The organism is Pseudomonas sp. NPDC089918, from assembly GCF_050280605.1.
Taxonomy (GTDB): domain Bacteria; phylum Pseudomonadota; class Gammaproteobacteria; order Pseudomonadales; family Pseudomonadaceae; genus Aquipseudomonas.
Genome location: NZ_JBNNVP010000006.1, coordinates 163,783 through 190,570, shown reverse-complemented (window position 1 = coordinate 190,570; position 26,788 = coordinate 163,783). Strand labels below are relative to the sequence as shown.

At 60.4% G+C, this 26,788-nt stretch carries 24 protein-coding genes; 18 read left to right on the top strand and 6 right to left on the bottom strand.

Annotation, left to right across the window (positions count from 1 at the left end):
* Position 1: 1 nt before the first annotated feature.
* Positions 2-670, bottom strand: coding sequence for an ABC transporter ATP-binding protein (locus tag ACQKPC_RS06980; RefSeq protein ID WP_008013141.1), 669 nt, complete (start codon positions 668-670; stop codon positions 2-4).
* Between the two features lie 183 nt (positions 671-853).
* Positions 854-2,551: a sulfatase-like hydrolase/transferase gene (locus ACQKPC_RS06975; RefSeq protein ID WP_427623809.1), complete on the bottom strand. Its 1,698-nt coding sequence runs from the start codon at positions 2,549-2,551 to the stop codon at positions 854-856.
* A gap of 380 nt (positions 2,552-2,931) precedes the next feature.
* On the opposite strand from ACQKPC_RS06975, the gene ACQKPC_RS06970 reads away from it, so the two are divergent.
* The 18 genes from ACQKPC_RS06970 (at position 2,932) to ACQKPC_RS06885 (ending at position 22,227) form a co-directional block, all read left to right on the top strand.
* Positions 2,932-4,284 carry a UDP-glucose dehydrogenase family protein gene (locus ACQKPC_RS06970; RefSeq protein WP_427623808.1) on the top strand — a complete coding sequence of 451 codons (1,353 nt, stop codon included), beginning with the start codon at positions 2,932-2,934 and terminating at the stop codon, positions 4,282-4,284.
* Positions 4,281-5,339, top strand: a complete 1,059-nt coding sequence (locus tag ACQKPC_RS06965; RefSeq protein ID WP_427623807.1) for an NAD-dependent epimerase — start codon at positions 4,281-4,283, stop codon at positions 5,337-5,339. Before ACQKPC_RS06970 ends, ACQKPC_RS06965 begins: the two co-directional genes overlap by 4 nt.
* Positions 5,336-6,082 (top strand): sugar transferase, encoded by a 747-nt coding sequence (locus tag ACQKPC_RS06960; protein ID WP_427623806.1) that lies wholly within the window; start codon positions 5,336-5,338, stop codon positions 6,080-6,082. The genes ACQKPC_RS06965 and ACQKPC_RS06960 overlap by 4 nt, the downstream gene beginning before the upstream one ends.
* Positions 6,083-6,727 carry a CpsD/CapB family tyrosine-protein kinase gene (locus ACQKPC_RS06955; protein ID WP_427623805.1) on the top strand — a complete coding sequence of 215 codons (645 nt, stop codon included), beginning with the start codon at positions 6,083-6,085 and terminating at the stop codon, positions 6,725-6,727. It begins immediately after the preceding gene.
* Between the two features lie 24 nt (positions 6,728-6,751).
* Positions 6,752-7,774 carry a polysaccharide biosynthesis/export family protein gene (locus ACQKPC_RS06950; RefSeq protein WP_427623804.1) on the top strand — a complete coding sequence of 341 codons (1,023 nt, stop codon included), beginning with the start codon at positions 6,752-6,754 and terminating at the stop codon, positions 7,772-7,774.
* 17 nt (positions 7,775-7,791) lie between these two features.
* The gene (locus ACQKPC_RS06945; RefSeq protein WP_427623803.1) at positions 7,792-9,387 is read left to right on the top strand and encodes a GumC family protein; all 1,596 of its coding nucleotides are present in this window, start codon (positions 7,792-7,794) and stop codon (positions 9,385-9,387) included.
* 32 nt (positions 9,388-9,419) lie between these two features.
* Positions 9,420-10,475 carry a glycosyltransferase family 4 protein gene (locus ACQKPC_RS06940; protein ID WP_404943047.1) on the top strand — a complete coding sequence of 352 codons (1,056 nt, stop codon included), beginning with the start codon at positions 9,420-9,422 and terminating at the stop codon, positions 10,473-10,475.
* On the top strand, positions 10,472-11,839 hold the full coding sequence (locus ACQKPC_RS06935) for an O-antigen ligase family protein (RefSeq protein WP_427623801.1): 1,368 nt from the start codon (positions 10,472-10,474) through the stop codon (positions 11,837-11,839). The genes ACQKPC_RS06940 and ACQKPC_RS06935 overlap by 4 nt, the downstream gene beginning before the upstream one ends.
* Positions 11,836-12,804: a glycosyltransferase gene (locus tag ACQKPC_RS06930; protein WP_427623799.1), complete on the top strand. Its 969-nt coding sequence runs from the start codon at positions 11,836-11,838 to the stop codon at positions 12,802-12,804. Before ACQKPC_RS06935 ends, ACQKPC_RS06930 begins: the two co-directional genes overlap by 4 nt.
* Positions 12,797-13,933, top strand: a complete 1,137-nt coding sequence (locus tag ACQKPC_RS06925) for a glycosyltransferase (RefSeq protein ID WP_427623797.1) — start codon at positions 12,797-12,799, stop codon at positions 13,931-13,933. Before ACQKPC_RS06930 ends, ACQKPC_RS06925 begins: the two co-directional genes overlap by 8 nt.
* A 12-nt stretch (positions 13,934-13,945) precedes the next feature.
* Positions 13,946-14,947: a polysaccharide deacetylase family protein gene (locus tag ACQKPC_RS06920; RefSeq protein WP_427623795.1), complete on the top strand. Its 1,002-nt coding sequence runs from the start codon at positions 13,946-13,948 to the stop codon at positions 14,945-14,947.
* Complete coding sequence (locus tag ACQKPC_RS06915) at positions 14,944-16,248, top strand: lipopolysaccharide biosynthesis protein (RefSeq protein WP_427623793.1); 1,305 nt, start codon at positions 14,944-14,946, stop codon at positions 16,246-16,248. The genes ACQKPC_RS06920 and ACQKPC_RS06915 overlap by 4 nt, the downstream gene beginning before the upstream one ends.
* On the top strand, positions 16,245-18,164 hold the full coding sequence (locus ACQKPC_RS06910; RefSeq protein ID WP_427623791.1) for a hypothetical protein: 1,920 nt from the start codon (positions 16,245-16,247) through the stop codon (positions 18,162-18,164). The genes ACQKPC_RS06915 and ACQKPC_RS06910 overlap by 4 nt, the downstream gene beginning before the upstream one ends.
* A 92-nt stretch (positions 18,165-18,256) precedes the next feature.
* On the top strand, positions 18,257-18,946 hold the full coding sequence (locus ACQKPC_RS06905) for an N-acetyltransferase family protein (RefSeq protein ID WP_427623841.1): 690 nt from the start codon (positions 18,257-18,259) through the stop codon (positions 18,944-18,946).
* Between the two features lie 4 nt (positions 18,947-18,950).
* Positions 18,951-20,165 (top strand): GNAT family N-acetyltransferase, encoded by a 1,215-nt coding sequence (locus ACQKPC_RS06900; RefSeq protein WP_427623789.1) that lies wholly within the window; start codon positions 18,951-18,953, stop codon positions 20,163-20,165.
* Complete coding sequence (locus tag ACQKPC_RS06895) at positions 20,137-20,949, top strand: ChbG/HpnK family deacetylase (RefSeq protein WP_427623787.1); 813 nt, start codon at positions 20,137-20,139, stop codon at positions 20,947-20,949. The genes ACQKPC_RS06900 and ACQKPC_RS06895 overlap by 29 nt, the downstream gene beginning before the upstream one ends.
* Before the next feature lie 57 nt (positions 20,950-21,006).
* On the top strand, positions 21,007-21,696 hold the full coding sequence (locus ACQKPC_RS06890; protein ID WP_427623785.1) for an N-acetyltransferase: 690 nt from the start codon (positions 21,007-21,009) through the stop codon (positions 21,694-21,696).
* Positions 21,697-21,918: 222 nt separating this feature from the next.
* Positions 21,919-22,227, top strand: coding sequence for an addiction module antidote protein (locus ACQKPC_RS06885; protein ID WP_427623783.1), 309 nt, complete (start codon positions 21,919-21,921; stop codon positions 22,225-22,227).
* On the opposite strand, the gene ACQKPC_RS06880 is transcribed toward ACQKPC_RS06885, so the two are convergent.
* The 4 genes from ACQKPC_RS06880 to ACQKPC_RS06865 all read right to left on the bottom strand — a co-directional run bounded on the left by ACQKPC_RS06880 (position 22,216) and on the right by ACQKPC_RS06865 (position 26,786).
* The gene (locus tag ACQKPC_RS06880) at positions 22,216-23,055 is read right to left on the bottom strand and encodes a class I SAM-dependent methyltransferase (protein ID WP_427623781.1); all 840 of its coding nucleotides are present in this window, start codon (positions 23,053-23,055) and stop codon (positions 22,216-22,218) included. The genes ACQKPC_RS06885 and ACQKPC_RS06880 overlap by 12 nt on opposite strands.
* A gap of 93 nt (positions 23,056-23,148) precedes the next feature.
* Entirely contained in the window at positions 23,149-24,054 is a 906-nt protein-coding gene (locus tag ACQKPC_RS06875; RefSeq protein ID WP_427623780.1) for a LysR family transcriptional regulator, read from the bottom strand.
* A 197-nt stretch (positions 24,055-24,251) separates the two neighbouring features.
* Positions 24,252-24,878 carry an isochorismate family cysteine hydrolase YcaC gene (gene ycaC, locus ACQKPC_RS06870; protein ID WP_427623778.1) on the bottom strand — a complete coding sequence of 209 codons (627 nt, stop codon included), beginning with the start codon at positions 24,876-24,878 and terminating at the stop codon, positions 24,252-24,254.
* Positions 24,879-24,947: 69 nt separating this feature from the next.
* Positions 24,948-26,786 (bottom strand): amidohydrolase, encoded by a 1,839-nt coding sequence (locus tag ACQKPC_RS06865; protein ID WP_427623777.1) that lies wholly within the window; start codon positions 26,784-26,786, stop codon positions 24,948-24,950.
* Between the last annotated feature and the right edge of the window lie 2 nt (positions 26,787-26,788).

Genomic DNA, 26,788 nt, shown 5'->3' with positions numbered 1-26,788 from the left:
TTCAGCGCTCGTCCGCGCCAGCCAGACGGCCACCGTGCAGCACCACTTTGTCTGCCAGCCGCGCGGCGACCCGTGGGCTGTGAGTGACCATCAACAAAGTTGTCGGGCTGTCGTCGAGCAGTTCCAGCAACAACTTCAACACCTCATCGCTGGTGGCTTCATCGAGGCTGCCGGTGGGCTCGTCGGCCAGCAGCAGTTTGGGTTGCGATGCCAGGGCGCGACCTAAGGCGACCCGCTGCTGTTGCCCACCAGACAGTTGCTCCGGATAGCGCCGCAGCAAATCTCCCAACCCAAGACGTTGCACCAGATGCGCCTGCCAACGTGGATCGTGGCGCCCGGCCAGACGTGCCTGAAACGCCAGATTGTCTTCAACGCGCAAACTGCCAATCAGGTTGAACTGCTGGAACACCAGACCGATTTCGGTCCGCCGCCAGTTCGCCAATTGGCTTTCGTTCATCTGCTCCAGCCGATGCTCGCCGCTGCGGATGCTGCCGCGATCGACCTTGTCCAGCCCGGCGATCAGGTGCAGCAAGGTGCTCTTGCCACTGCCCGATTCACCCATCAGCGCCAGGCTGCTGCCGGGTTTCAACGTGAGGTCGACGCCTTGCAATACCGGCAGCGGGCCTTGGGGGGTGGCGTAGCTTTTGAAGACGCCCTGGACCGAAAGCATGAGGGGAGACTCGTTGAAGGCAGTGGGCCTAGGATAGCGGACGGCAGCGGGACCGCGTTATCGTTCTTCGCGAGCAAGCCCGCTCCCACAGGGATCGCCGGTGTACACAAAATCTGTGTTCACACCCATCAAATGTGGGAGCGGGCTTGCTCGCGAAGGGGCCGGCTTAGCCAACAAACAACCTCACTGCCCCACCGCCACACTCGGCACCACCCGCCCCGGCGTCACAATGCTGTTCAGGTCAATGTGCTTCCACTCTGGCTTGGCCCCCAACCGTGCATTGAAACGATAGTTAAAGGTGAAATCGTCCCCCGTCGGCACACTCAAGGGTTTGCCATACACCGCCTCAATCCCCGCTAGGTCATAACCCATCACCTGCAGCAACGTCGGGAAGATGTTGTAGTGGCTGGAGCGATCCTTGTTGGCCGGCAATTGCGCCTGCCAGTCCAGGGTCTGCAAATCGCTGCCGGAAATCACCACCAACGGCACCAACCCTTCCTCCTCCACCGGATCATCACCGCAGTGCGTATTGAGCCCCGGGTTACCGCGCTCGTGCAGATCCTGCCCGTGATCAGAGGTGTAGATCAGCAGCGCATGGCTCAGATCCGCCTGAGCAAACACCCGTGCGAAGAACTCGCCGACATTCCACAGCACGGTATTTTTATAGGCGTTGCGGTACAGCAACCAATCATCCGGCTGACCGTTGAAACCATCGCGTGTGCCCGTGTCCGCCACTTCGACGAACTGCCCGCGGGGCAATGTCGGGCGGTAAGCCATAAAGGCGTCCGGGTACTTGTCGTGTACCGGAAAATGCGCACCGACCTTGTTGATCACTACCAGCTCCGGCTTACCGTCGTTGAGCAACTCAATCAGCTTGGCCGCCGCTGCCATGTCGCGGTCACGCACGCTGGTGCGGTCGAATTGCACGAACTCGTCGATGTCCTTTTGCTCGGCAGCGTTCATCAGGTTCTGCAAGTTGCCGCCCGTGCGCTGGGAGTCGATGTAAACGGTGCGCAGCCCGGCTTTTTTTGCGTACTGCCAGATCGACGGCAATGTGCTGTTGATCCGCATGTAGTCGGCGCGGGTGCCACCGTAGCGCAGGGTGACATTGGTGTCGGCGCTGCAATTGGCGATGGACGCCGCGTAGCCATAATTGAAGATGTCCACGCCCGGGCGCGGTTCCTTGAGATTGCTGTGCACACCGAACGGCGTGTTGATGTCCAGGTAGTTGCCGGAAATGCTCTCGTCGATGATCAGCACAATGTCGTGCCCCACCGGCTGATCGACGCGCGACAGGCTCACTGGCTCACGCGGCCCGACGGTGTTGTGCAGCGCTTCATAGGTGAACAGATTCAGATAGGCCAACGGTGTGTACATGATCGGCAAGCCACGGGCGCCCTCGCCGGCCCGCACGAACAGCACGGTGCTGAGCATCAGTACCCCGAACACTGGCGCCGCCACCAACAGTGCACCCGGTAATGGCGCCCGTCGCCGCGGCTTGAGCCCGATACCGAACAGCAGCAACAAACCACTGACCATCGCGCTGATGATTGCATCGCGGTACTGGTACACGGCCTCTTGAATGAAGCCACCGGAATACACCAGCGACACAAAACTGCTGTAGGTCATGTAACCGGCAGTCACTTGCGTATAGACGTCGAAGAACACCGCCGAGCCAGACATCACCAACGCGAACAGATGACGGATCAGCGTCTGGCGGATGTACGCGGTCATGAACAACGCCACTGTCAGCACGACGAACATTGCGCCATACAGCAGCACAGGAAAACCGATGCCCAGCGCGTCAAGACGATCGAGGTAGTAGTCGTAACTCTTGAGTAAATACAGAACCAGTAACAGTTCCTTGAGGTAACGGATCATGGTGATTACAGCACCTCCGTGGCCAATGGATTGTCGGCCATTTTCTGACACTAGCACCGAGCCCTCGAAGCGCAAGAAATGCCGGTTTTTTCCCCAAAGCGTCAAAAAAACGTTGCCTCGAATCTGACACACTCAAGTGTCTGTAACCCTTGTGTTTCAAGCCCTACGACCGTTTATCGTTTTCTTAAAACCCTCACAAACCCCTCAAAATCGCGGCAAATCCAGCAGCGGCAAGCACTTGATGGCAAAAAGCCCGTCAAACCGGGGTTTTCCCGGTCGCGCTACCCGTCATTTTGCTGACTCGCTTTCCCACGGCTGGGCTATACCCCTTTTGACAGTCTCATTTCAGTTACATCCACCGTTTTACGAGGCACGCCAGTATGGACGTGAGCGTATTTGGTACGGGTTACGTCGGTCTTATACAAGCCGCGGCATTGGCCGATGTGGGACATCGCGTGCTGTGCGTCGACATTGACCTCAACAAGATCAAGCAACTGCAACAAGCCGTGCCCCCGATCAGCGAACCGGGACTGTCCAGCACCCTGGAAGACAACATCAAGGCCGGTCGCCTGCTCTTCTCCACCCAGGCCAGTGACGCGGTCGAACACGCGGAGCTGATTTTCATCGCGGTGGGCACTCCCGCCGATGAAGACGGTTCCGCCGACCTCAGCCATGTGCTGAATGTCGCTCGGCAAATCGCCAGTTTCATGGAGTCCGATCGCACCCTGATCATCAAGTCCACCGTGCCGGTGGGCACTGCGGACCAAGTGGCGATCGCTGCCAACGAAGAACTGCAACGCCGTGGCAAAAAAGCGTTGAACGTGCGGGTGGTGTCCAACCCGGAGTTTCTCAAGGAAGGCAGCGCCCTGGCCGATTGCATGCGCCCGGACCGGATCATTGTCGGCACCAATGACGATGAAGCGCGCAACCAGTTGAGCGAACTCTATGCACCGTTCTGCCGCAACCGCGAAAAGCTCATGTTCATGGACAACCGCAGCGCCGAGCTGACCAAGTACGCCGCTAACGCAATGCTCGCCACCCGCATCAGTTTCATGAACGAACTGGCCAACCTCACCGAGTTGCTGGGAGCCGACATTGAAGCGGTGCGCAAAGGCATCGGCTCGGACCCGCGCATCGGTTACCACTTCATCTACCCCGGCTGCGGTTTCGGCGGCTCGTGCTTTCCTAAAGACCTGCGGGCTCTGCTGCACACCGCCGAACATCACGGCATGTCATTGCGCCTGCTGCGTAGCGTCACCGATGTGAATGACAGCCAACGGCACATCCTCTTCAGCAAACTGCAGGCGCTGTTTCCCGATGGCCTGGTCGGCAAGTCCATCGCGATTTGGGGCCTGGCCTTCAAGCCCAATACCGATGACATGCGCGAAGCGCCCAGCCGTTATCTGATGGAGGCGCTGTGGGCCGAAGGTGCGAGCGTGCAGGCTTACGACCCGGAAGCCATGTCCGAGTGCCGGCGCATTTACGGCTACCGCAATGACCTGCACCTGTGCGCCACCCGCGACGACACCCTGGAAGATGCCGACGCGCTGGTGATCTGCACCGAGTGGAAGAACTTCCGCGTGGTCGACTTCGATCTGCTGGCGAGTAAATTGCGCGCGCGGGTGATTGTCGACGGGCGCAATCTTTACAACCCGGAGCACGTGGCGGCGGCCGGTTTGCACTACAGCGGTATCGGGCTTCGGCACATCGTTCCCGAGGCGCCACGGCCATGAAAATACTCGTCACCGGAGCGGCCGGTTTCATTGGCGCCCATTGCCTGTTGCGGCTGTTGCGCGACGGGCATGAGGTATGCGGCCTGGATAATTTCAACGACTTCTACGACCCGCAACTCAAACACGACCGCGTGGATTGGGTGCGCAAGCAAGTCGGCGATTTCCAGCTCGCGAAAGTCGATGTGGCCGACGCCACGGCCCTCGACGCACTGTTTGTCGCTGAACAACCGCAGGTGGTGATTCACCTCGCGGCCCAGGCCGGGGTGCGTTACTCCCTGGAAAATCCCCGGGCCTACGTCGACAGCAATCTGAGCGGGTTCCTGAACATTCTCGAAAGCTGCCGCCACCACCCGGTCAAGCACTTGATCTATGCCTCGTCCAGTTCAGTGTATGGCGCCAACCAGCACACGCCTTACTCGGTCAAGGACGGCGTCGATCACCCGTTGTCGCTGTACGCCGCGACCAAAAAAGCCAACGAACTGATGGCTCACAGTTACAGCCATCTGTTCGGCATTCCCTGCACCGGTTTGCGTTTTTTCACGGTGTACGGGCCTTGGGGCCGGCCAGACATGTCGCCGATCCAGTTCGCCCGGGCGATTGCCGAAGGGCAGCCGCTGAAGCTGTTCAACTACGGCCAGCACCAGCGTGATTTCACCTACATCGACGACATCATCGAGAGCATCGCCCGCCTGATCGAGCGCGCCCCCCAACCAGCACCGCAGTGGAACCGCGAACAACCTGACCCGGCCAGCAGCATGGCGCCATGGCGCATTTACAACATTGGCGGACAACAGCCAGTGGAGCTCAAGGACTACCTGGCGCTGCTGGAAAAACACCTCGGACAAAAAGCCCTCGTCGAGTTGCTGCCCCTGCAGCCGGGCGACGTGCTCAACACCTGCGCCGATGCCAGCGATCTGGCCCAGGCCACCGGTTTCCAGCCACGGATCGAGCTGGATGAAGGACTCGGACGATTCATCGCCTGGTTCCGTGACTACTACCCACTGCGCAACGCCCACTCGCCACTCGCGCAAGGGCTTCAGCGGAGGACTCTATGACTGGACATGAAAAAGGCGTGTTGCTCAATCACATGCTGCGTGACAAACGCCTGGACCCCGAACACCGAATGCGCCTGGACACGGCGATCCACATGCAGGGCCGCGGCTGGATGACCGGCCGTGACGGTGGTCGGCCCTGGACGCTGTCGCGAACCAACCGAGTGGTTGCAAGCCTTGGCGCGCTGGTGATTCTGCTGCTGCTGTCCCCTGTGCTGCTGGGCCTGGCGCTGGTGATCAAGTTCAGCAGCCCGGGGCCGGTGATGTTCGTGCAGAAGCGCACCGGTTACCGCGGCCGCCTGTTCGGCATGTACAAGTTCCGCACCATGGTGACCAACGCCGAAGAGCTCAAGGAATCCTTGCGGCATCTGAACAAGCACGGCGCCGATGCCATCGATTTCAAGATCGACAACGACCCGCGGATTACCCCTATCGGTAGCTTCCTGCGGCGCAGCAGCCTTGATGAGTTGCCCAACCTGATCAATGTGGTCAGCGGCGACATGCGTTTGGTTGGTCCCCGACCGACCTCGTTCAACGCTTATCGCTACAAGGACAGCCACCTTGCACGCCTGAGCATCTACCCCGGCATGACCGGCCTGTGGCAGATATCCGGGCGCAGCAATATCGACTTCGACCAGCGCGTTGAGTTGGACCTCAGCTATATCGCCGAGCAGAGCCTCTTGCTTGATCTGAAGATCCTGTTGAAAACCCCCTTCAAAGTATTCAGCGGCCACGGAGCGAGTTAAATGGACGGTTCATCGAACAAAAGCCTGACCATCGCCAGCCCGAGCGAGTCCAACCTGACCTCGACCGTGCTCGACCTGGATCTGCGGATCCTCTTCCTGACCGCTGCCAATCCAGGCGCCGGCACCACCACCAGCGCCCTGGCGCTGGCCAGCCAACTGGCGTCAATGAGCAGCGGCCAAGTGCTGCTGGTCGACGCCAGCCAGTCGGAGGGCAACCTCACGCAACAGCTGGGGCTGACCAAAGAGCGCGGCTTTCGAGACCTGCTGTTCAACGACTCACCGCCGCTGCTGCAGGACTGCCTGGTGAATGTTTCCAGCCTGCCCTTCCACATCCTGCCGAACGGGCGGCACATCCGCGGCGCCGAGCACCTGACGACCGAACAACTGGCCCCGTTGCTCAACCAGTTGGGCGATCGCTATCGCTTCGTGGTGATCGACGGCGACGCGGTGTATTCGGCCACCGACACGTTGGTCATCAGCACCTTGGTGGACGGCGTGATCATGGTGGTGCGCGCCGAAGACACACGCTGGGAGGTGGCCCAGGCCGCAGCCCAGCGCCTGACTCAGGCTGGCGCAAAACTGGTGGGCAGCGTCTTCAACCGGCGCAAGTACTACATGCCCAAATGGCTCTACAAAAACCTGTAAGCAACCGCAGAAAAGGATGACGCTATGAACGCCAAAATGCTTCTCCTGCTGTTGCTGCCGCTTGCAGGTTGCTCCAGCACCAGTGAAACCCAGCAGATGCCGGTGCAGATCCTCACGGCCGAGCCGGCCAATGCCCAGGCCACCGACATGCCCAAGGTCGAACAGACCCTGCGGCCCAAGGACGTGCTGGATGTGATCTTTCACGTCAGCACCAGTAGCTCGGGCGCTTACCGCATTCAGTCCGGTGACCAGGTCGCCCTGAACTTCACCGCGGCCAGCCAGCTCAACGGCACCCAACGGGTGCTGCCCGACGGCACCATCGAACTGCCGGGGGCCAATACCTCGGTGAAAATCGCCGGGCTGACAGCTGTCGAGGCACGGCAGGAGATCCAGCGTGCCTATGAGCGCAAATCTCTTTTTCAGCCTAATCGCAATCAGGTGACGGTGCTGGTGACCAGCCCGCTGAGCGACGAGCAAAACCTCAAGAGCAACCTGAACCACCCCGCTACCGGTATGAGCCGGGAGATCGTTGTGGGCAACGACGGCTATGCAAGTTTCCCGGAAATCGGCTCCGTGCCGCTGCAAGGCATGACGGTCAACCAACTGGAAACGTTCCTCAATCAACGCTACGCGCAATTGCCGGGGCGGATGAAGGTCGACGTCATGCTCAAATCCACGTCGGGTAACGAAATCTATGTGCTGGGTGAAGTCGCGCAACCGGGCTCCTATCCGATTCGCCGGCCGGTCTCGGTACTCGAAGCCTTGACCCTGGCCCGTGGCACTAACGTCAAGGCGCGGCTCGATTCGGTAGTGATCATGCGCCGCACCGGCAACCATGTGCAGGCCGTGCATTACGACGTTGAAAAAGCCTTGTCCGGTGATGCGTCGCAGATTGCTTACCTGCAACCGGACGACATGCTTTACGTGCCCAAGACCAAACTGGCCAGCGCCGGTGAGCTCGCGCGGCAACTGGCGGACGTGGTGTTGTTCCAGGGGGTGGGCTTCGGATTCGCCTACCGCGTCGACAACAAAGACAGCGACAACTAACGCTCAGGTGACCGACCATGAACCCAAAGGAAAACTACCTGCATGAGTTCTTCAGGATTTTCTTCGCCAACAAGCAGTTGGTGAAACGAGTCTTCCTGATCTTTGCAGTGATCGCCCTGATCTTGCCGCTGATGCTCAAGCAGAGCTTCGACATCACCGCGCAGGTGATCGTGCAATCCAAAAAACTCTCCCAGGGAGACGCCACCACGTCCCTGACCCAAGGTGATGCCTCGTTCATTCCGCCGTCACTGGCAGACATGGAAACCGAGAGCAATATCCTGCGTTCGCCGGCCCTGATCCGTCAGACCATCAGCGACCTGCGGGCCAAAGGCGAGTACGCGCCCAACCCCGGGATCTTCAGCAAACTGGTGACCGAACCGATCAAGCGTTTTGTGACCACCCCCTTGCGTGAATACGTGGTCAATCCGGTGCGCGATGCATTCGGGCTTGAGACCGATCCGGTTCGGGACACCGCCCTGGATACCTACACCCAAGAGGCCGTCGATAACCTGAAAATCGAAACCCTGCCGGGTTCTAACGTGATCTCCATTGTCTACAGCTTTGGCGATCCCGCCCAGGGCACCCGGTTTGTCGCGGCGCTGCTGCAAAACTACCTGGCCAGCCGTCAGGAACTGCAATCGATCGACCTGCCGCAGAGCTTCTACGAAACCAAGAAGAAGCAGTATCAGGTGCGTCTCGATGGCCTGGAAGGCACGCGGCTGGCGTTGCTCGAAGGCGTGGCTTCATCCGATCCGAAGGAAGAAATCACCTTCCGCCTCAATGCCATCAACACCGAGGAACAGGCCCTGAACCTGTATCAGGATCGCCTGTTGCAAAGCCAGCGCTGGCTCGACTACCTGAAAACCGCCCTGACGTCTGCTACCAATACGTCCCGGCTCAGCGAGTACACCTTCCCCTTCACCTTCACCACCACGGTGGACAACATTGCGTTCGAAGACCGGGAGATCAGACAGCTCGGTGAGCAACTGACCACTCTGGTCAGCCGCTACATGAACGACCTGGCGGTCTTCCAGCCGGGCAGTGAACCCATGCTGTTGACCCGCGAGCAGATTTCCCGCACCCGTCAGCAGTTCCTGAAAATCGTCAGCAACCGGATTCAGGAGCGCACCAACGACCTGGCGATTGTCACCTCGGTGATCAAGCAGAAAACCGCGCGCATCGCCGACTTCAAGGAGCGCATCCATCAGTTGCAAGTGGCTCAGAGCAAGTTGCAGCAGATGGACACCGAGATCAATGCCTTGCACGCGGCGTTCTCCACCTACGCCCAGCGCTTTGCCGAAAGCAGCTCCGCCGGTTTGCTGGACAACGATATGTCCAACGCCCGGGTACTCAGCCCGCCGTATGAACCGACCGATGCAGCGTTCCCCAAACCGCTGCTGATCATTCCGTTCGGGATGCTGACCGGTCTACTGCTGGCGATTGCCTTCGTCTACGTGCGTGAGTTCTTCGATCACCGCTTCAAACACCCAGCGCAAATCACCCATGAACTGGGCTTGCCGGTGCTGTTGGTGATTAACGAGCAAGACGTCGTGCCGAACAATCCGCACAAAAACTGGACCGTGGATAGCTTCGTGCATTGGGTGCGCCATTGAACGGGCCGCTCAGCGCCAGCGCTCTGCCGATCATGCATTTGATCAGCAGCGGCGGCTTCTATGGGGCTGAGCGGATGCTGCTGGACCATTGCCTGGCGACGCCGGGGCGGCATCAAGTGCTGTTTCTCGATGCGCCACCAGCGCTGATCGCGCGATTTCGCGGGGCTGGGGTCGACTGCCGCAGCTTCACGGGCTTGAGGGAATTGCTGCGTCATTTACGTCAGCGGCGGGCTGAACAGCCGCTGATCAACACGCACAATTTCAAGGGTCTGTTATTTGGCTGGGTGGCCGCCACGTTGTTGGACTTGCCGTTGGTGATTACCCAACACGGTTTCACCCCGCGCAGTCGCAAACAACGCGTTTATGGCTGGCTGAGTTTGCAATTGTGCCGCACGGCGTCGGTGCACCGCGTGGTTTGCGTGGCCGAAAGCATCGCCGTGCTGCACCGCAAGGCCTGTGTCCGGACGGAGAAACTGCAAGTGATTCCCAATGGTCTGCCAAAGGCCAGCGGCCTGCTACCTCACACTGCCACACACCCGCGCTGGCTCGCGGGCTACGTCGGTCGGCTGAGCAATGAAAAAGGCCCGGACCTGTTTCTCGATGCCCTGATCCCGCTCTGTCAGCAACACCCGCAACTGGACGCCGTGATGCTCGGCGACGGCCCGGAACAGAAAACCTTGCTGGCGCGGATTGCCGCTGCCGGTTTGCACAAACGCATCACCTTGCCGGGTTATCAAACCGACATGAACCGGTGGTGGCAGCAACTCGATGCGCTGGTGATCAGTTCGCGTACCGAGGGCACGCCGATGATTTTGCTGGAGGCCATGCAGGCCGGAGTGCCGGTGGTGGCGTTCAGCGTCGGCGGGATTCCCGATGTGCTGGAGGACCGGCACAACGGCCTGCTGGCGACACCCACCGACACCACCGCTCTCGCCCGGCAGATCGATATGCTGCTCAATGAGCCGGCCCTGGCTCGCGAATTGATCGACAACGCAAGACGTACGCAATTGGACCGTTACGACCTGAAGGCCTTGGCCGAACGCTGGTCGCAGCTTTATATCCGTACTGCACGGGAGGCACGCGCGTGATCTTTCCGCTCTCGATCGTCAGTCTGCTCGCCCTGGTCTGCCTTGGTTTGCTGGCCAGCCCTTATCCGTATCTGGCGCCAGGCGCAGTACTGGGCCTGGTGGCTGTCGCGGTGCTGTACCGAAAACCTGCCTGGGGTTTGTTGGGCATCGCGGCGTTGGTGCCGTTCGAAGGTTTCTTCAAGGGCAGCGCGCTATCGGGCACCAAATTCATCGGTGCGTCTCTGGCGCTGATCGTGATGTTGCAACTGGCTATCCACCAGATTCCGTCCGAGCGCCTGCGCAGCAACATCTGGCGCTTCCTGATCTGGTTCATGGTGTTGTACCTGTTGAGCATGATCAATACCGATAACCTGGACATGTCCCAGAGTCATCTGCGGGATATGAGCGTCGGCCTGGTTCTGTTTGTGATCACCTTGCTGATCGGCCGTGAGTTGAACCTCGATATGTTCGCCCGGCTGGTGACCCTCAGCGTCAGCGCGACCAGCGCGCTGGCCATGTTCTCCACCAAGTATCAGGACCAGGGCCGCGCTGCAGGACTGCTGGAAGACCCGAACTCGTTTGCCCTGCTGATTGCCTTCGCCGTGCCATTGGCGCTGCTGCTGGTGATCCGCGGCCCGAACCTGTTGCACCGATTGTTCTGGGGCGGCTGCTGCATTTTGCTGCTGGGCGGCATGACCAAGACCGATTCCCGTTCCGGGCTGGTGGTGCTTTTTCTCAGCTTGATGATCGGTGCCTGGCACTACCGCGCGCAGTTGCCACGCATCCGTCCGCGCCACTTGGGTTTTGCCATGCTTGGCCTTGCGATCGTGATCCCGCTGGCCATTTATTCAATGCCGGCCGGTTACATCGCGCGCATCCAGTCCTTGAGCATCTTGAAAGCCGGGGCCAAGAGCCAGGACGAATCCCTGGGCCGTCGCGCGTCGTACATCCTGGTCGGCAACCAGATCATCCAAGAGCACCCGTTACTCGGTTCCGGCCCCGGCACCTTCCCGCTGCACTACGCCACCACCGGTTACGCCAAAGTGTTTTCCGCCAACCGCAAGCCCGGCGACCTGTACCGCCGCGCGCACAATACTTACCTGGAAATCTTCAGCGAAGTGGGGATTCCCGCCGGCCTGTTGTTCGTCGGCATGCTGGGCCTGGGGATGTACAACCTGGTCCGCGCCCGTCACGCCTGGATGCTGCGACGAAATTGGGAACAGGCCGACCTGATCACGCACCTGAGCATGAGCTATGTGTCGTTGCTGCTGTTTTTGATGTTCCTCAGCGCACCGAATCACAAATACCTGTGGATCATGCTCGCGCTGACGTTCGTGTTGCGCCTCAAGGCTGAAGAACGTCCGCCGACGGAGGCTAGCGCATGAGCCGCATCAGCCTCGTCATCCCGATGTACAACGAAGCCCGACACATCGGCCGTACGTTGCTCGCCGCGAAAAAAGCCGTCGAGGCTGCCAGGCTGGAATGCGAGTTGATCGTGGCCGACAACGGTTCCAAGGATCAAGGGCCGCACATTGCGCGGCAAATGGGTGCGCAGGTGCTGGTTCTGCCGGGCCTGCTGATAGGTGCGCTGCGCAATCGCGGCGCCGCCGTTGCCACAGGCGAATGGCTGGCCTTCATTGATGCCGACATCGAAGTGCCCGAGGACTGGCTCACGCTGTTGTTGAGCATCCAACCCGCAGTTCAGGTCGACGTCCTGGGACTGGACCTGCACACCCCGGCCGAAGCCCCGTGGTATGCCAATGCCTGGCAACGCCGCACGTTGCGCCCGAACGATGAAACGTTGAAAACAGTGCGATGGCTGCCCAGTTCCAACCTGTTGATGCGTCGTCCATGGTTCGACAAGGTCCGCGGCTTCAACGAAAACCTGCGCACCGGCGAAGACAAAGATTTCACCATGCGCCTTTCCCACTCTGGCGCACGCCTGCTGTCCGTCAACCAGAGCGTTGCCCTGCATTGGGGTTACGAAAGCAGTTGGCGCGAATGGATGGGCAAGGAGTTCTGGCGTCAGGGAAGTCACCTGCAATTACTGCGCAGCCACGGCATGAATATGCGTTTACTGCGTTTCCCGATGCTGTCAATCATCGCTTGGGTGTTGGATTTCATTGCGCTATCCGCCCTCCTCAACGGTTCTCCCCTGCTGGCGGTATTCACGCTGTTCATCACCAGCCTGCCAGCGCTCGCCCAGAGCCTGCGCCAAAGCCTGAAACACCATGACATAGGCCTGATGCTGCAACTGTGGGGCCTGCACTGGGTGCGCCTGCACCTGGCCGGTGCCGCGCTCATTTTGAGCCTGTGTCATTGGAATGCCAGGAGGCCGGACCGTGGCTGAATTCATTTTCTGGTTGTGCCTGTTATTGCCGGTGTATGCCTGGCTTGGCTATCCGCTGCTGCTGACACTGATCGCGCCGTTGTTCCGCGCGCGGCGTCATGCGCCAGCCCCCCCCATGAATGTCAGCATCATCATCGCCGCGCACAACGAAGCCCGGCATATCGAAGAGAAATTGCGCATCCTGCTCGCCCAGGATTATCAGGCGCGCTCGCTACACATCATTTTGGCCAGCGACGGCTCCACCGACGACACCGTGGCCTGCGCCCACAAGGTCATTGACCCGCGCATCAGCGTGCTCGACCTGCCTCGTCAGGGTAAGGCAGCCACCTTGAATGCCGGCGTGGCCCTGAGCATGGGCGAGATTCTGGTGTTCACCGATGCCGACAATCAATGGTCGACCGACACCCTCGGCCAGTTGCTCGCGCCCCTGGCCGATCCACAGGTCGGGGCCTGTGCCGGGCACATGCTGATCCCGGTGCCGGGCAAGGGCCTGAGCCTGGGCGACAGCCTTTATCGGCATTACGAAGGCTGGTTGCGCAAGGTGGAAAATCGCACCGGCTGCATGGTCTCCGCCGACGGCGCCCTGCTCGCCCTGCGCCGCGAGTTGTTCCAGTACGTGCCGGCGGAGGTCAACGATGACTTCTTTATCAGTACCTGCGCACCGGTGGCGTTCAAACGCATCGTCTATGTGCCCCAAGCACAAGTGAGCGACCAGGGCGTCGACGAAATCGCCAAGCAATGGCGCCGCCGCCAGCGCGTCACCGTCGGCGGTCTGCAAAGCCTGGCCCAGCGCCGGGAGCTGCTGAACCCTTGGCGGTATGGCCTGTATGCGATTGCACTGATCAGCCACAAGCTGATTCGACGCTTGGCACCGGTCCTGTTGGTGCCGTTGCTGCTGAGCAATTTCTGGCTGTGGAATGTACATGGCTTCTATCGCCTGAGCCTGATCGCACAACTGCTCGGTTACGCGATGGCCATCGTCGGCCTGCTGGATGTGCAACACCATTTACCCAAACCCTTTCGCCTCGCCGCGTTTGTTCTGGTGACCCTTGCCGGGATGAGTATCGGTCTGTGGCAGTTCTTGCGCGGCCAGCGGTACGCGCAATGGAACCCCGAGCAAAATCGTTGAAAGGACCGCGCCATGGCGATCAAACAATTATTAAAACGCACCAGTGGCTGGCTTTATCTCAACTCGCCCGTAGGCCGTCACCAATTGCACGGTGCCGGGGTGATCCTGATGCTGCATCGGGTGCTGGCCAATGACCGCGCCGCCGACCTGCCCCATCGCAATGAACTGTGCGTCGGGCCGAAGGCATTCGAACATCTGCTCGCCTGGTTGAAAAAGAACTTCGACTGCGTGCCACTGATGGAGATCTTGCAACCGGGCGCCATCAGGACCGGACGACCAAAAATCGCGCTGACCTTCGACGACGGCTGGCGCGACAACGCGCTGAATGCCTTCCCGTTGCTGAAAAAGTATCAGGTGCCGGCGAGCATTTTTCTCTCCACCGACTTCATCGGCAGCCGACAACGCTTCTGGTGGGAAAGCCTGGGAGAAACCCTGTGGCACAGCCACGGTGAAAAAGCCCGGACGCATTTGATTGAATGCCTGCAACAGATCGGGCGACCGTTACCGGTGCTGCTCGATGATCTGGATGTGCAGCGCCGAAGCCTGGCGCTTTTGCACTTTTTGCACAGCCTGAAAAACTTGCCATCGGGCGAACTGGATCGGCTCAGCGATCAATGCCCTGAAGAGTCGTTGCCCCAGGCCCTGGACTGGCATCAAGTACGCGCGCTGGAAGCCAGCGGGTTGATCCGCTTCGGTCCCCATGGCGCCAGTCACGCGATTCTCACCGGCCTGGACGATCAACGTCTGGATGAGGAACTGAGCCGCAGCCGCAATGCCCTGCTCAACGGTTGCAACCGGCCGCTGCCGGTCTACTGCTACCCCAATGGCAACCATGATGCGCGGGTGCGCGAACACGTGGCGGACCACGACTTCCCGTTTGCCCTGGGCACCGACGTCGGGATTTATCGTGGTATCAGCGATCCATTGGCCTTGCCGCGAATCGGCATCAGCCATCGCACGGCGCGCAATCCGGAGTTGCTGTCCTGGCGCATCTACCGCGGAGCCAGGCCATGAGTCGCAGTCATTACCTCAAACACCTGGCCCTGAGCATGGGCACCAAACTGGCGATGATCGGCCTGAGGCTGCTGCGCAATGTATTACTGGCGCGGATTCTGGGGCCCAGCGAGCGCGGTCTGTTTGCGTTGCTCAGTACCCTGCCCGATTTGATCAGCGCCGCCACCAGCGGCGGGCTGAATTCGGCGGTGGGGTATCAGGCGGCCAAGCAACGGCCCATGGGATTGTTGTTGAGCCAGGTGCTGGTGTTTGGTTGCCTGCTGGCGGGTTTGCTGACGTTGCTGGTGGTGGCGCTGGTGCGGGAGTTCGGTGGTGAACTCGACATCACCACGCAACTGGGATTGCTCGCCTGGCTGTTGCTGTTGGCGGTGCCGCTGACCGTCCTCAAGAGCGGCCTGCTGACCTTGCACAATGCGTCGGGCGGTGTGGTGGCGTTCAATGCCTTGCGGCTGGTGGAATCCCTGGCGCCACTGCTGTTGTTTCTGGCCTTGTTCTGGATGTGGAAAGACGCAGCCCTGGAAGCGGCGCTGATCAGTTGGCTGGCCGGCCTCAGCCTGGTGGTGCTGGCCGGGTGGTTCTGGCTCAAGCGCGCTCAGCCCTTGAAGTTGCAGTGGGACCGTGCCAGCCAGAATGAACTGCTGCGCTACAGCGCTCGCAGCCATCCGGACCTGTTGTTCCAGCAAGTGATTCTGCGCTCCGATTACCTGTTCATCGGCGCCCTGCTCGGCAGCACCGCGTTGGGGCATTACGCCATGGCCAGCGCCGCCGCCGAGTTGCTGCTGATCGTCCCGGAAGCGGTGACCACGCCGCTGATGAAACGCCTGCTGCAACAGGACGAAGGCATGGATCGCCTGACGCCGTTGGCGCTGCGCCTGACCGCCACGGTGATGCTCGGCGCCTGCCTGACCATGGCGGTGATCGGTGAATGGCTGATCGTCACGCTGTTCGGCATTGCCTATCAGCCAGCCTACCCGGCGTTGCTGGCGCTGCTGCCGGGGCTGCTCGGCCTTTGTTATGCGAGCATCTTGCGCCTGGACTTGCTGGGCAAAAATCGCCCCGGCACGATTTCGCTGTTGATGGGCCTCGGCGCGTTGCTGAACCTGGCCCTGAACCTGTTGCTGATCCCGATTTACGGCATCGTCGGCGCTGCGACGGCATCGTCCATCGCCTACCTGGCGGTAACCCTCGCGCTGCTGGTGATGTATTGCCGGTTGAGTGGCGTACCGGCCTGGCAAACCCTGATCATCCTGCCCAGCGATGTGGCTCCGATGCTTCAGATGCTGCAACGGAAATCGGCATGAAACGCCTGATGCTGCTGTTGAGCCTGGGCCTGGGTTTGAGCGCCCAGGCGGCGCCCATGCGCTGGGCTGATATTCGCGACGGCAGCCTGTACCTGCAAACGGATCGCCCCGACACGCTGACTGTTCGCTGGGCTCCGGCGTGGCAGGCCGATGCCAACGAAGAACGCCTGTACCTGCTCGACGGTAACGGCAACCTCAAGGGCGAGCGCCTGATCGCCGCCAGTGAAACCCGAGGCAAGCAGAGTTGGCCACTGGCGCCGAGTGCCGCCAGTTATCGACTGGAAATTCCGGGCTACAGTTTCCGCCGCTACACGATCGAACACGATGAACGCACGGTGGCGCTGTTCGCCCCGGCCAAGGTGCATTTCAGTGCCGAAACCCGCGGCGGCGATGAGCTGTATTTCAAGGTCGCACCCGGGGAACACGCCGTACTGGCCGGCAAGTTTCACGGTGGGATCAACGCCCTGCAGGCCCAGCGCGTGGGCGACAACAAACAGTTATCCCTGGCGCTGAAACCCTATCGTGCCTATTGGCAGTTCGATCAGGTGGCATTGCCCGTCACTCAGGACGAACAGGTCTGGCGCCTGCGCCTGCAAGGCAGCGGCAAGGTCGCGTTCTGGCTCGATGGCACGGCGAATCTGTTTGCCCAGAAACCGCAGCAGCTCAAACCGCTGCGCGAGGACGATGGCCAGACCCGCTTGACCCTGCACAAAGAGATGCTCGGCCCCACCCCGAACCTGGGCATTTATTTGCCCTACGTGCTGCCCCCTCAATCCAGTTTCGCAGCGCTCGACGCCCTCAAGCCTCAGGCGGGCACCTATTACAGTTTCGTTGACGTCACCGCGCAAAATCCGCACCACGAAGATGCGTTCCGCCAGCTCTATCAGAACCGCTTCGGCATCACGCAGGACCTCACGCTGTTGGCCGGCAGCCAGCGTCAGGCGGATTTGCGCGCCGACACTCAAAGCAACGCCGGCCTCGGTGCCTGGCTCGCCGCCACTCGCGCCCTCGGCGGCACCGGTACGCACTACATCGCGTTCGCCGACGAGCCGAACCTCAACTACCCGAGCTACGCCGACTACCAGTCGATTTTCAACAGCATGGCCCGGCAGGTGCGCAGCGATCCGGCCAACGCCAAGGCGGGTGTGCGCATCGCCATGCCCGCCACTTCACGCTTCGTCAACGGCCCGTTCGCCGACAACGCCGCCGACAAGCGCGGTATCGATTGGGCAAGGCGCCTGTTGGCCGAATCCGGTGAGCAGATCGACGCCCTCGCCTGGCACGAATGGATGATTCGCGACCTGCTGGCTACTCGGGTCTACCGCGACAGCGTGCGCCGTGCCGCCGAGCTGGTGGGCCTCGATGCCAAGGGCCGGCCACGCAAGGCCTTGCTGCTGGATCAGACCAACCTGTCCAGCGGTTCAAGCCTGAGCCCCTATGATCAGGAAACCCACTTTGCTTCGCTGTGGTGGACTTCGGTGGTCATCAACTCGGCGCAGGATGGGTTGCTGGACATGCTCAACTGGTTCCAGGCCGCCGACGAACCGACCTATCCCAAAGGCATGGTGCGGGTGCTGGGCGGCGATCGTTTCGAACTCAAGCCGGTGGGCCTGGCCCAGCAATTCATCCAGCAGCACTGGCTGAAAAACGTCATGCGCCTGGACAACGACGCTTTCGAAGTCGATGTGTTGGCCATGGCCACCGAGCGCCAGCGCAGCCTGTTAGGGGTCAATAAAGGGGGGCGCTTGCAGCGTGTCGATCTGGGCGGGGCGACGTGCCCGCTGGCCAAGGGAGCGCTGGTGTACTTCGGTGCCGACAACCGCAGTCGCAGCGCTCAGTTCACCTGTCACGACGGTCGCGTCAGCTTCGACCTGCCGGGCGAAACCCTGTTCGCCTTGAGCTGGAGCGCCTCATGAACGCCGCCAACTTGCATCACCACGACCGTGCCGCTCTCGACCGCGCGTTTCACTACGCCAGCGGCGACCGGTCTCTGTCAGGAGGCAATGATATGAATGCCTTGGAAAAACTTCGCCAACACATCAAACGAAAAGGCCTGCGTGCAACGGTCCGGCTCCTTTGGAGGCGCTACATGTTCGTTCACTGGGAGCTTCTGTGGATGAAGCGTGACCTGGTCAGCCCGGTACCGCCCCACCAGCTCAAACCTTACCCACCACTACAGTTGAAGACCATCACCGTGCACAACACCGCAGCCTTCGCCCGTCACTTTGGCGACCGGGTCAACATCATGGAAGAACTGGCCACCGAGGGTTACACCGGGCACATGTATCTGGATGGCAAAGGCGACGCGGTGGCTTTCATCTGGGGCAGCACCCGGGATTACCACGACCGACATTTCTACGGCTGCACGTTCCCGGTAAAGAAAGGCGAATTCTTCGAATTTGGCGGCGAACTGGCTCGCGCGTATTGGGGCACCACGCTCTCGGTGGACCTGCAACTGCGACTCTGGAAAGCCATGCAGGCCCAAGGCTGCCACACGGTCGTGGATGTCTGCGACGCCCACAATATACCGGCGCTGAAACTGCACATTCGCATGGGCTATCAAGAGCAAGGACGCATCCAGCACGTCTATCGATTATTCGGTCGCTGGCGTTTCTTGCGTGAAACCCGTTACAGCGACTCACGCCTGGATGCGCTACAAAAACCGTCCCGTTCACCTGTTCCTGAGTCAGTGGCGTGAAAATATGATGGCTCGATTCGAATGGCGCACCTCGCTGTGCGCCCCGGACTTTCCGGCAGCTGCTTATGAGGGGTTGCGCAGGCGCGTGACGGACCATACGCCGTTCAACACCCTCGCCTGGCTGTGCGCATCGGAACAGGCACTGACCGCCGGGGAACGCTTGCACGTTCTGCTGGGCTGGCAAGGTGATGAATTGGTCTTGTGCCTGCCGCTGGTCGCGTCCGTTGAGCGCTTTGGAAGGCTGCCATTTCGGGTCTTGCGTCACCTCGGTTATCCCCTCACCGATCGCCTGGCCCTGCTCACCTGCCTCGATGCCGACAGCATGCGCAAGGCGCTGGTGATCATCCGCCGTCACTTGCCCCATGCGATGCTGCAACTCAATGAATTGTCCGAACCCATCGGCGAAGAAAGCGCGCTGACCGCATGGATGGCCCACAGCTCGACCGGCGAGCGTCGGCTCAGTTGCCGGGTGCCGGTGCATTTGATCAGCGATATCGACCGCCAGGAAGTCTCCGGCGACCCGCGCTACAAACTGCGCCGGGCGCGTAAACGCATGTTGGCTTATGGTGCCCAGGTCCGACGCATTACCCCTTACGCAGCAACCATCGGGCCTTTATTGCAGGCCCTCAGCGAAGTCGAAGTGCAGAGCTGGAAAGGTGTCGAAGGCCTGGGGATTTTCACCAGCAACCGTAGCCGACAATGGATCAACCTGGCCTTCACCGCCCTCGCCGAACAGGGACTGCTGCGGGTGGTGCTGCTGGAAGTGGACGGGCGCTGCATCAGCTACCGGCTCGGCTTGCTGGAAGAGGGCCGGCTGTACGACTACAACCTGGCGTTCCTGCCCAAATACGCCGACCTGGGCAGCGGTCGTGTGCTGCTCGAAGAGTGGATTCGCTGGGGTCTGGACGACAACTGGCACTGGATCGACGCTTCGCGGGTCAGCCTGATGAACTCCAGCCATCAACTCCAGGAGCGCATGACCGGGCAACTTGAGCACTGGCGCTGGAGCTTCTACTCCTGGCGCCCCAGCGGCCTCGCTCTGGGGTTGGCCATGCGACTCTGGCATCAATTCAAGCCGTGGTTGAAAAAGTGGCGGGCCTGGCGTGCATCAGTTGCTCCTGCATCCCCTGCGACACCCACTCGTGTCGACAAAGGCCCGGTGCCCATTGAAAAAACCAAGGAGGGAGAACATGCCTCGCCAAGTCATAGTCAACGCTGACGATTTCGGCCTCAGCCTGAGCGAAAACGCGGTGATCCTTGGTGCCTTCCAGGCCGGGGTCATCAGCTCCGCCACCGCCATGGCCAATATGCCGGCGTTCGAGGAAGCCTGCGTCCTGGCCCGGCAGCCGTTGCTGCAAGGACGAATCGGCTTGCACTTCAACCTCACCTATGGCCGGCCGTTGAGCCCGTCGATTCTTGCGCGTTCGACGTTCTGCGACAGCCAGGGCATGTTCGATCTCGACCTGCCCCGCCACAGCCTCTGGCTCAACCGCCTGGATCGCGAAGCGGTGCTGGAGGAACTCCAGGCTCAATGGCAACGTTGCCTGGATAACGGCCTTATCCCAAGCCACATCGATTCCCATCAGCACGTGCACAACATCTGGCCCATCGGCGAAATCGTCGCGCGCTTTGCCGCCTACCAAGGGGTGCCCGTGCGACTGGCGCGCCATCTGGGAAATAACCTGAGTGTGCGCAAGCGGGTGTTCAAGACATTGCTCAATCATCGATTGAACCGCCTCGCCGGAGCGACCGCCCAGTACGTATGCACCCCGGTAGACCTGCGCAACGTGGCGATGCCGATCGACGGCCTGCTGGAAATCGTCGTCCACCCGACCCATATCGGCGCTGATTTTGGCGATATCTATTTAAACCCCGGAGAGTCTCTGGCTCACATCCTGGAGCTGCGTCTTCCGGGCATTCCGAGAGTGTCCTATGCCGTTGTGCCAAGGACGCTCAAAGACGAACAGCAGTACCCGATTGAGCTACGCCCGTTGCAACCTTGATTTATCGCTATCGAAAACGTTACCCACCACACCCTGGCTTCAGCCTCGGAGGACTTCATGAGCGCCATCGACAAGCTTCGCGAACGTATCAAACAAAAAGGCCTGCTCCACACGCTCCAGATGCTCTGGAAGCGCTATGTGTACTTCCACCGAGAACTGTTGTGGCTGGGGCGCGATCTGGTCACCCCGGTGGCGCCGCACAAACTACGGCCCTATACGGGTTTGAAGCGGGTGACGATTACCCGGGAGAACGCCATCGCTTTCACCAAGTATTACGGTAACCGCGTCAAGGCCATGGCCCAGATCGCCTCCGAAGGTCACACCGGGCACATGTATGTGGACGAGGCAGGTGATGCCATCGGATTCATCTGGGGCAGCCTCAGTGACTACTTTGACCAGCATTATTATGGCTGCTGGTTCCGGGTCAAACCCGGTGAGTTTTTCCAGTTCGGCGGTGAAATGATCCCTCTCTACTTCGGCTCCAGCCTGTCGGTGGACGCCCAGTACAATATCTGGGGGGCGATGCGGGACCAAGGTTGCGACAAGGTCATGGACGTCTGCGATGTCCGCAACATCCAGGCCATGAAAATGCACCTGCGCATGGACTACCAGGAACAGGGGCGAATCACCCACGTCTACGACCTGTTCGGCCGCTTTCGCTTCTTCCGCGAAACACACTACAGCGGCTCGCGGCTGACTGCGCTGCGCAAACCGGAACAGCAGACAGTGACTGCGGCGCAGGCGTGATGGGTGGGAGCGATTGTTGTTGCTTGACTGAAGACAGTATCGCCGTCATCGCGGGCGAGCCCGCTCCCACATGACCGCATTTCCGTGTGGGAGCGGGCTTGCCTGCGATGACGTCATGTTGCCTACACAGTTCAGCGAAAAATACACCAAACTCAAGGAACCGACTGACTTCTCATACCTGCGCGAACCTATACATTCGAACAGGAATGAGGAGTCAAAACCATGAGCCACAAACTCACAGATTTCGATATGACAGCACTGCTCGACAGTGACGAAGCCATCAGCGAGTACCTCTCTCAGGTACTGGCAGACGGCGACAACGAAGAATTTCTTCGTGCTATTGGCTACGTGGTAAAGGCCCGTGGCATGACACAAATTGCCAAAGACTCCGGAATGGGCCGCGAAAGCCTGTACAAAGCCTTCGCGCCAGGCGCGAAACCACGTTTTGATACGGTTCTAAAGGTCATTCATGCCCTTGGTATTGATCTCTGCGCACAACCGGGACATGCGGCAAATCACTCAACTCTCTGAGAGTGTCCTTGTCACTATGTTGTTCGCCTTCACCGCCACCAACGTGTAACACAACGGCAACTGCGCCTTTTGCTGCTGATACCGATCGTAGAGTTCTTCGCGGTTGGAATGCGGGTATTCCTTGAAGTGGCCGATCTGCAACCCCGCCTCAACGGCACCGGTGAAGATGGCACCCAGGGTGTGGACGAACCAGTAAGACGCTGAGGCGGGCTGTTCGACTTTGCCCTCGTAAACGATCGGCTGGTTCTGGACGAAAGGTTCGCTGCGAAAATATGAGCTGTCCGGGCGATAGGGATCGGCTGACTCGGGGTCGAACATTTCCAGGAACGGGTGGGTTTCGTACACCACCAGGCTGCCGCCGGGCTTGAGGGTTTGCGCGGCATGGCGCAAGAATTCAGCGATGTCCGGCATCCAGTTCAATACGCCGATGGTAATCAGCGCTACATCGAAACACTGGTGAAGATCAGTCGGCAGATGATGGATGTCAGCCTCGATGAATTCGGGCTCATGGGGCGAACGGGATGCCAGCTCCCGGGCCTGATCGAGAAAGGCCTCCGACTGGTCAATGCCCACGACACGACGGGCCCCCAGGGCAAACAGCGAAAGACTTTCGCGTCCGTTGTTGCAGCCGAGCTGCACCACATCCTTGCCGTCGACGCCGACCTGTTGAAGCAACCCGGTGAGGGTGTCATCCAGGCAGGAAAAATCGCCATGGCTCACGGCACTCAAACAGGCCAGCCACTCAGGGGTATCTTTGTGGTGTTGGGCGGAGTCATTCCACGCATCGCGATTGCTGGCGATGGCTTTTTCTTTTGTCGGCATTTCCATTGCACGCTCCAGAATTCGGGCCTTTGATTGGCCGCCACGAGTCTGGATCAGCATCAGCAAAACTACCATTCGAGCTTTGTTGCGATCTTGTAATCACCGGTGGTGCGAACCCTCTTCGCCTTGATTCAACCGCTCACGCAAGAACTCGATCAGCGCCTGCACCGGTCGTGACCTCTGGCGATGCTGCGGGTAGACGGCCGACAAGGTCAGCGGCTTGGGGCGCAAATCATCCAGCACCGGCACAAGTCGGCCGTCCTCAAGGGCCGAACCGACAATGAAGGTCGGCAGGTACGTGATGCCCATACCGGCAATGGCAGCGTCCTTGAGCAATTCACCATTGTTGACCCGCATCCGCCCAGTGACGTTGACGTTCTGCGGCTTGCCCTGCCCCTCGAAACGCCATTGCACCTGACGACTGTGGCCGTAAGGCAGGCAATCATGGGTGTGTAAATCCTCGGGTTTAAGCGGCGTACCCCGCTCGGCCAGGTACACCGGGCTGGCACAGTACAGCCGCTCGATGGAGGCGAGGCGTCGGGCGATCAGTGTCGAGTCTTCCAGCACGCCGATGCGCAATGCCAAATCGTAGCCCTCACCGAGCAAGTCCACGGGTCGATCACTCAGGTCGACTTCCACGGTGACCTCGCGATAACGCTGCAAAAACTCCGGTAACAGACAGCCCAGATGCGCCACGGCAAACGACAACGGTGCGCTCAGGCGAATTGTGCCGCGAGGCTCGGTGGTCTGGCCGGCGATGCCCTGCTCCACTTGCTCGACTTCGCTGAGAAGGCGCAGGGCTGATTCGTAATAACTCTGCCCCAGCGGCGTAACGTCCAACCGCCGGGTCGAACGGTTGAGCAGGCGCACGCCGAGGCGCTCTTCCAGTTGCATCAGGCGGCGGCTGACGAACTGCTTGGACAACCCTAATTGATCGGCCGCCGCAGTGAAGCTGCCGGAGTCCATGACCTGGCAAAACATACGCATATCTTCGAACGGATTCATTGTCGCGCCCTGGTTGACAGCCAAACGCTTTATAGCCGTTTTTTTCGTTTCTGACTCCCCAAATCTAAAGATCAAAAGATCGCAGGCTTCGCCAGCGCCTACGGGGATTGAGTACAGGCGGGTGTACCCAATCAAGTAGGCGCTGGCGAAGCCTGCGATCTTTTCAAGCGGCCGGCCGAGGCCGGCAGCCATACCTCTTACTTCGCGGTGAACGTCGTGTAGCTGTTGATCAGGTTGCGGTAGTTCGGGATGCGCTGGGACAACAGGTTGGCCAGGCCTTCCATGTCGTTGCGCCAGTCGCCCTGCAACTCGCAAGCCACGGAGAACCAGTTCAGCAGTTGCGCACCGGCAGCCGACATGCGAGCCCACGCCGCTTGTTGCACCGTCGTATTGAAGGTGCCGGAAGCGTCGGTTACCACAAACACTTCAAAACCTTCAGCCAGTGCCGACAACGTCGGGAACGCCACACACACGTCAGTTACAACACCGGCAATGATCAGCTGCTTGCGGCCGGTGGCTTTCACGGCTCTAACGAAATCTTCGTTGTCCCAGGCGTTGATCTGGCCCGGGCGTGCAATGAACGGAGCGTCCGGAAACTGCTCTTTGAGTTCCGGCACGATCGGGCCGTTCGGGCCGCTGTCGAAACTGGTGGTGAGGACGGTCGGCAGGTTAAAGAACTTGGCGATGTCACCCAGGGCCAGCACGTTGTTCTTGAATTCGTTAGGCGAGAAATCCTGCACCAACGAGATCAGGCCAGTCTGGTGATCAACCAGCAATACCACTGCATCATCTTTGTTCAGACGATTGTAAGGAACGTTGCTCATGTGAAACTCCTCGGGGGATGGACTTACCTCAGGGGCGCCGACACACCAGGCCGGCGCATTGTTTAATCACTAGAAGGCAAAGCACGAGCAGCCAAACGCGCCCCAGAACCCCTGGAAATCGCTGACCGGCGCGTTCGACAAACGCGCCCGCTCATGGCTGTGGGAATGCACCGCGCACGGCCCGCTGCACTGGTGAACCTGCGCCTGCATCGGTGAAGCCGGACGCCAGTGACCCGGCACCTTGACCACCGGCGACCAGTCCGGCAGCACCGGCACGCTAGGCGGTCCAAGCTTTTCGAATTCGCCGGCGGCGTACACCACCTTGCCGCCGACCACGGTCAACACCGATTCGATCCACTTGATGGCTTCTTCCTCGACGCTGAAGAAGTCGGCGCTCAGGGCGGCGACGTCGGCCAGTTGCCCGACCTTGATCTGGCCTTTCTTGCCCTGCTCCGACGAGAACCAGGCACTGCCGTGGGTGAAGAGCTCCAGCGCGGTCTGCCGGGTCAACCCTTCACTGTGCAATTCCAGCCCCCCCACCGTGCGGCCGCTGACCATCCAGTACAACGAGGTCCAGGGGTTGTAGCTGGACACCCGCGTCGCATCGGTGCCCGCGCCGACGGGTACACCTTCAGCCAGCATGCGTTTGATCGGTGGCGTGTTTTCGGCGGCCTTGGCGCCGTAACGCTCGACAAAATATTCGCCCTGAAATGCCATGCGATCCTGTATCGCGATGCCGCCGCCCAACGCCCTCACTCGCTCGATGTTCTGTGGGGTGATGGTTTCGGCGTGATCGAAGAACCATGGCAAACCATTGAAGGGAATGTCGCGGTTGACCTTCTCGAACACATCAAGCATGCGGCTGATGGACTCGTTGTAGGTCGCATGCAAACGGAACGGCCAGCGCTGCTCGACGAGGTGGCGAACCACCGGTTCCAGCTCGTCTTCCATGGTCTGCGGCAGGTCCGGACGCGGCTCGAGGAAGTCTTCGAAATCCGCCGCCGAGAACACCAGCATTTCCCCGGCGCCGTTGTGCCGCAGGAAGTCGTCGCCCTGATGCAGCTTGACGCTGCCGGTCCAATTCTTGAAATCGGTCAATTCTTCCTTGGGCTTCTGGGTGAACAGGTTGTAGGCGATGCGCACGGTCAGTTGCTGATCCTTGGCCAACTGCTCGATCACCGCGTAGTCGTCCGGATAATTCTGGAAACCACCGCCGGCGTCGATGGCACTGGTCAGGCCGAGGCGATTGAGTTCGCGCATGAACTGGCGGGTCGAGTTGACCTGATATTCGAGCGGTAACTTCGGCCCCTTGGCCAGGGTCGAGTACAAAATCATCGCGTTCGGCCGCGCCACCAGCATGCCGGTCGGCTCACCGTTGGCATCGCGCACAATCTCGCCGCCCGGTGGGTTCGGCGTGTTGCGGGTATAGCCGGCGACGCGCAGTGCCGCGCGGTTGAGCAAGGCGCGGTCGTACAAATGCAGCACGAACACCGGCGTATCGGGTGCGGCCTGATTGAGTTCTTCCAGGGTCGGCATGCGTTTTTCGGCAAACTGAAATTCGTTCCAGCCACCCACCACCCGAACCCACTGCGGCGTCGGCGTGCGGTCGGCCTGATCCTTGAGCATGCGCAAGGCATCGGCCAGGGACGGCACACCTTCCCAGCGCAGTTCGAGGTTGTAGTTCAGGCCGCCACGGATCAGGTGCAAGTGCGAGTCGTTGAGGCCGGGGATGACGCAACGGCCCTTGAGGTCAATGACCTGCGTGCCCGAACCGCGCAGGGCCATGGCGTCGGCATCGGTACCAACCGCGACGAAGCGGCCATCGCTGATCGCCACGGCGCTGGCGAGGGGCTTCTCACGGTCAACGGTATGGAACTGGCCATTGAACAGAATCAGATCGGCGTTCATCG

Coding starts and splice junctions, on each gene's coding strand:
- ACQKPC_RS06885 (WP_427623783.1), top strand. CDS start 21,919: ATGAGCCACAAACTCACAGATTTCGATATGACAGCACTGCTCGACAGT.
- ACQKPC_RS06950 (WP_427623804.1), top strand. CDS start 6,752: ATGAACGCCAAAATGCTTCTCCTGCTGTTGCTGCCGCTTGCAGGTTGC.
- ycaC (WP_427623778.1), bottom strand. CDS start 24,878: ATGAGCAACGTTCCTTACAATCGTCTGAACAAAGATGATGCAGTGGTA.
- ACQKPC_RS06910 (WP_427623791.1), top strand. CDS start 16,245: ATGAAACGCCTGATGCTGCTGTTGAGCCTGGGCCTGGGTTTGAGCGCC.
- ACQKPC_RS06915 (WP_427623793.1), top strand. CDS start 14,944: ATGAGTCGCAGTCATTACCTCAAACACCTGGCCCTGAGCATGGGCACC.
- ACQKPC_RS06895 (WP_427623787.1), top strand. CDS start 20,137: ATGCCTCGCCAAGTCATAGTCAACGCTGACGATTTCGGCCTCAGCCTG.
- ACQKPC_RS06960 (WP_427623806.1), top strand. CDS start 5,336: ATGACTGGACATGAAAAAGGCGTGTTGCTCAATCACATGCTGCGTGAC.
- ACQKPC_RS06890 (WP_427623785.1), top strand. CDS start 21,007: ATGAGCGCCATCGACAAGCTTCGCGAACGTATCAAACAAAAAGGCCTG.
- ACQKPC_RS06945 (WP_427623803.1), top strand. CDS start 7,792: ATGAACCCAAAGGAAAACTACCTGCATGAGTTCTTCAGGATTTTCTTC.
- ACQKPC_RS06965 (WP_427623807.1), top strand. CDS start 4,281: ATGAAAATACTCGTCACCGGAGCGGCCGGTTTCATTGGCGCCCATTGC.
- ACQKPC_RS06920 (WP_427623795.1), top strand. CDS start 13,946: ATGGCGATCAAACAATTATTAAAACGCACCAGTGGCTGGCTTTATCTC.
- ACQKPC_RS06900 (WP_427623789.1), top strand. CDS start 18,951: ATGATGGCTCGATTCGAATGGCGCACCTCGCTGTGCGCCCCGGACTTT.
- ACQKPC_RS06865 (WP_427623777.1), bottom strand. CDS start 26,786: ATGAACGCCGATCTGATTCTGTTCAATGGCCAGTTCCATACCGTTGAC.
- ACQKPC_RS06880 (WP_427623781.1), bottom strand. CDS start 23,055: ATGGAAATGCCGACAAAAGAAAAAGCCATCGCCAGCAATCGCGATGCG.
- ACQKPC_RS06940 (WP_404943047.1), top strand. CDS start 9,420: ATGCATTTGATCAGCAGCGGCGGCTTCTATGGGGCTGAGCGGATGCTG.
- ACQKPC_RS06875 (WP_427623780.1), bottom strand. CDS start 24,054: ATGAATCCGTTCGAAGATATGCGTATGTTTTGCCAGGTCATGGACTCC.
- ACQKPC_RS06975 (WP_427623809.1), bottom strand. CDS start 2,551: ATGATCCGTTACCTCAAGGAACTGTTACTGGTTCTGTATTTACTCAAG.
- ACQKPC_RS06905 (WP_427623841.1), top strand. CDS start 18,257: ATGAATGCCTTGGAAAAACTTCGCCAACACATCAAACGAAAAGGCCTG.
- ACQKPC_RS06930 (WP_427623799.1), top strand. CDS start 11,836: ATGAGCCGCATCAGCCTCGTCATCCCGATGTACAACGAAGCCCGACAC.
- ACQKPC_RS06970 (WP_427623808.1), top strand. CDS start 2,932: ATGGACGTGAGCGTATTTGGTACGGGTTACGTCGGTCTTATACAAGCC.
- ACQKPC_RS06955 (WP_427623805.1), top strand. CDS start 6,083: ATGGACGGTTCATCGAACAAAAGCCTGACCATCGCCAGCCCGAGCGAG.
- ACQKPC_RS06980 (WP_008013141.1), bottom strand. CDS start 670: ATGCTTTCGGTCCAGGGCGTCTTCAAAAGCTACGCCACCCCCCAAGGC.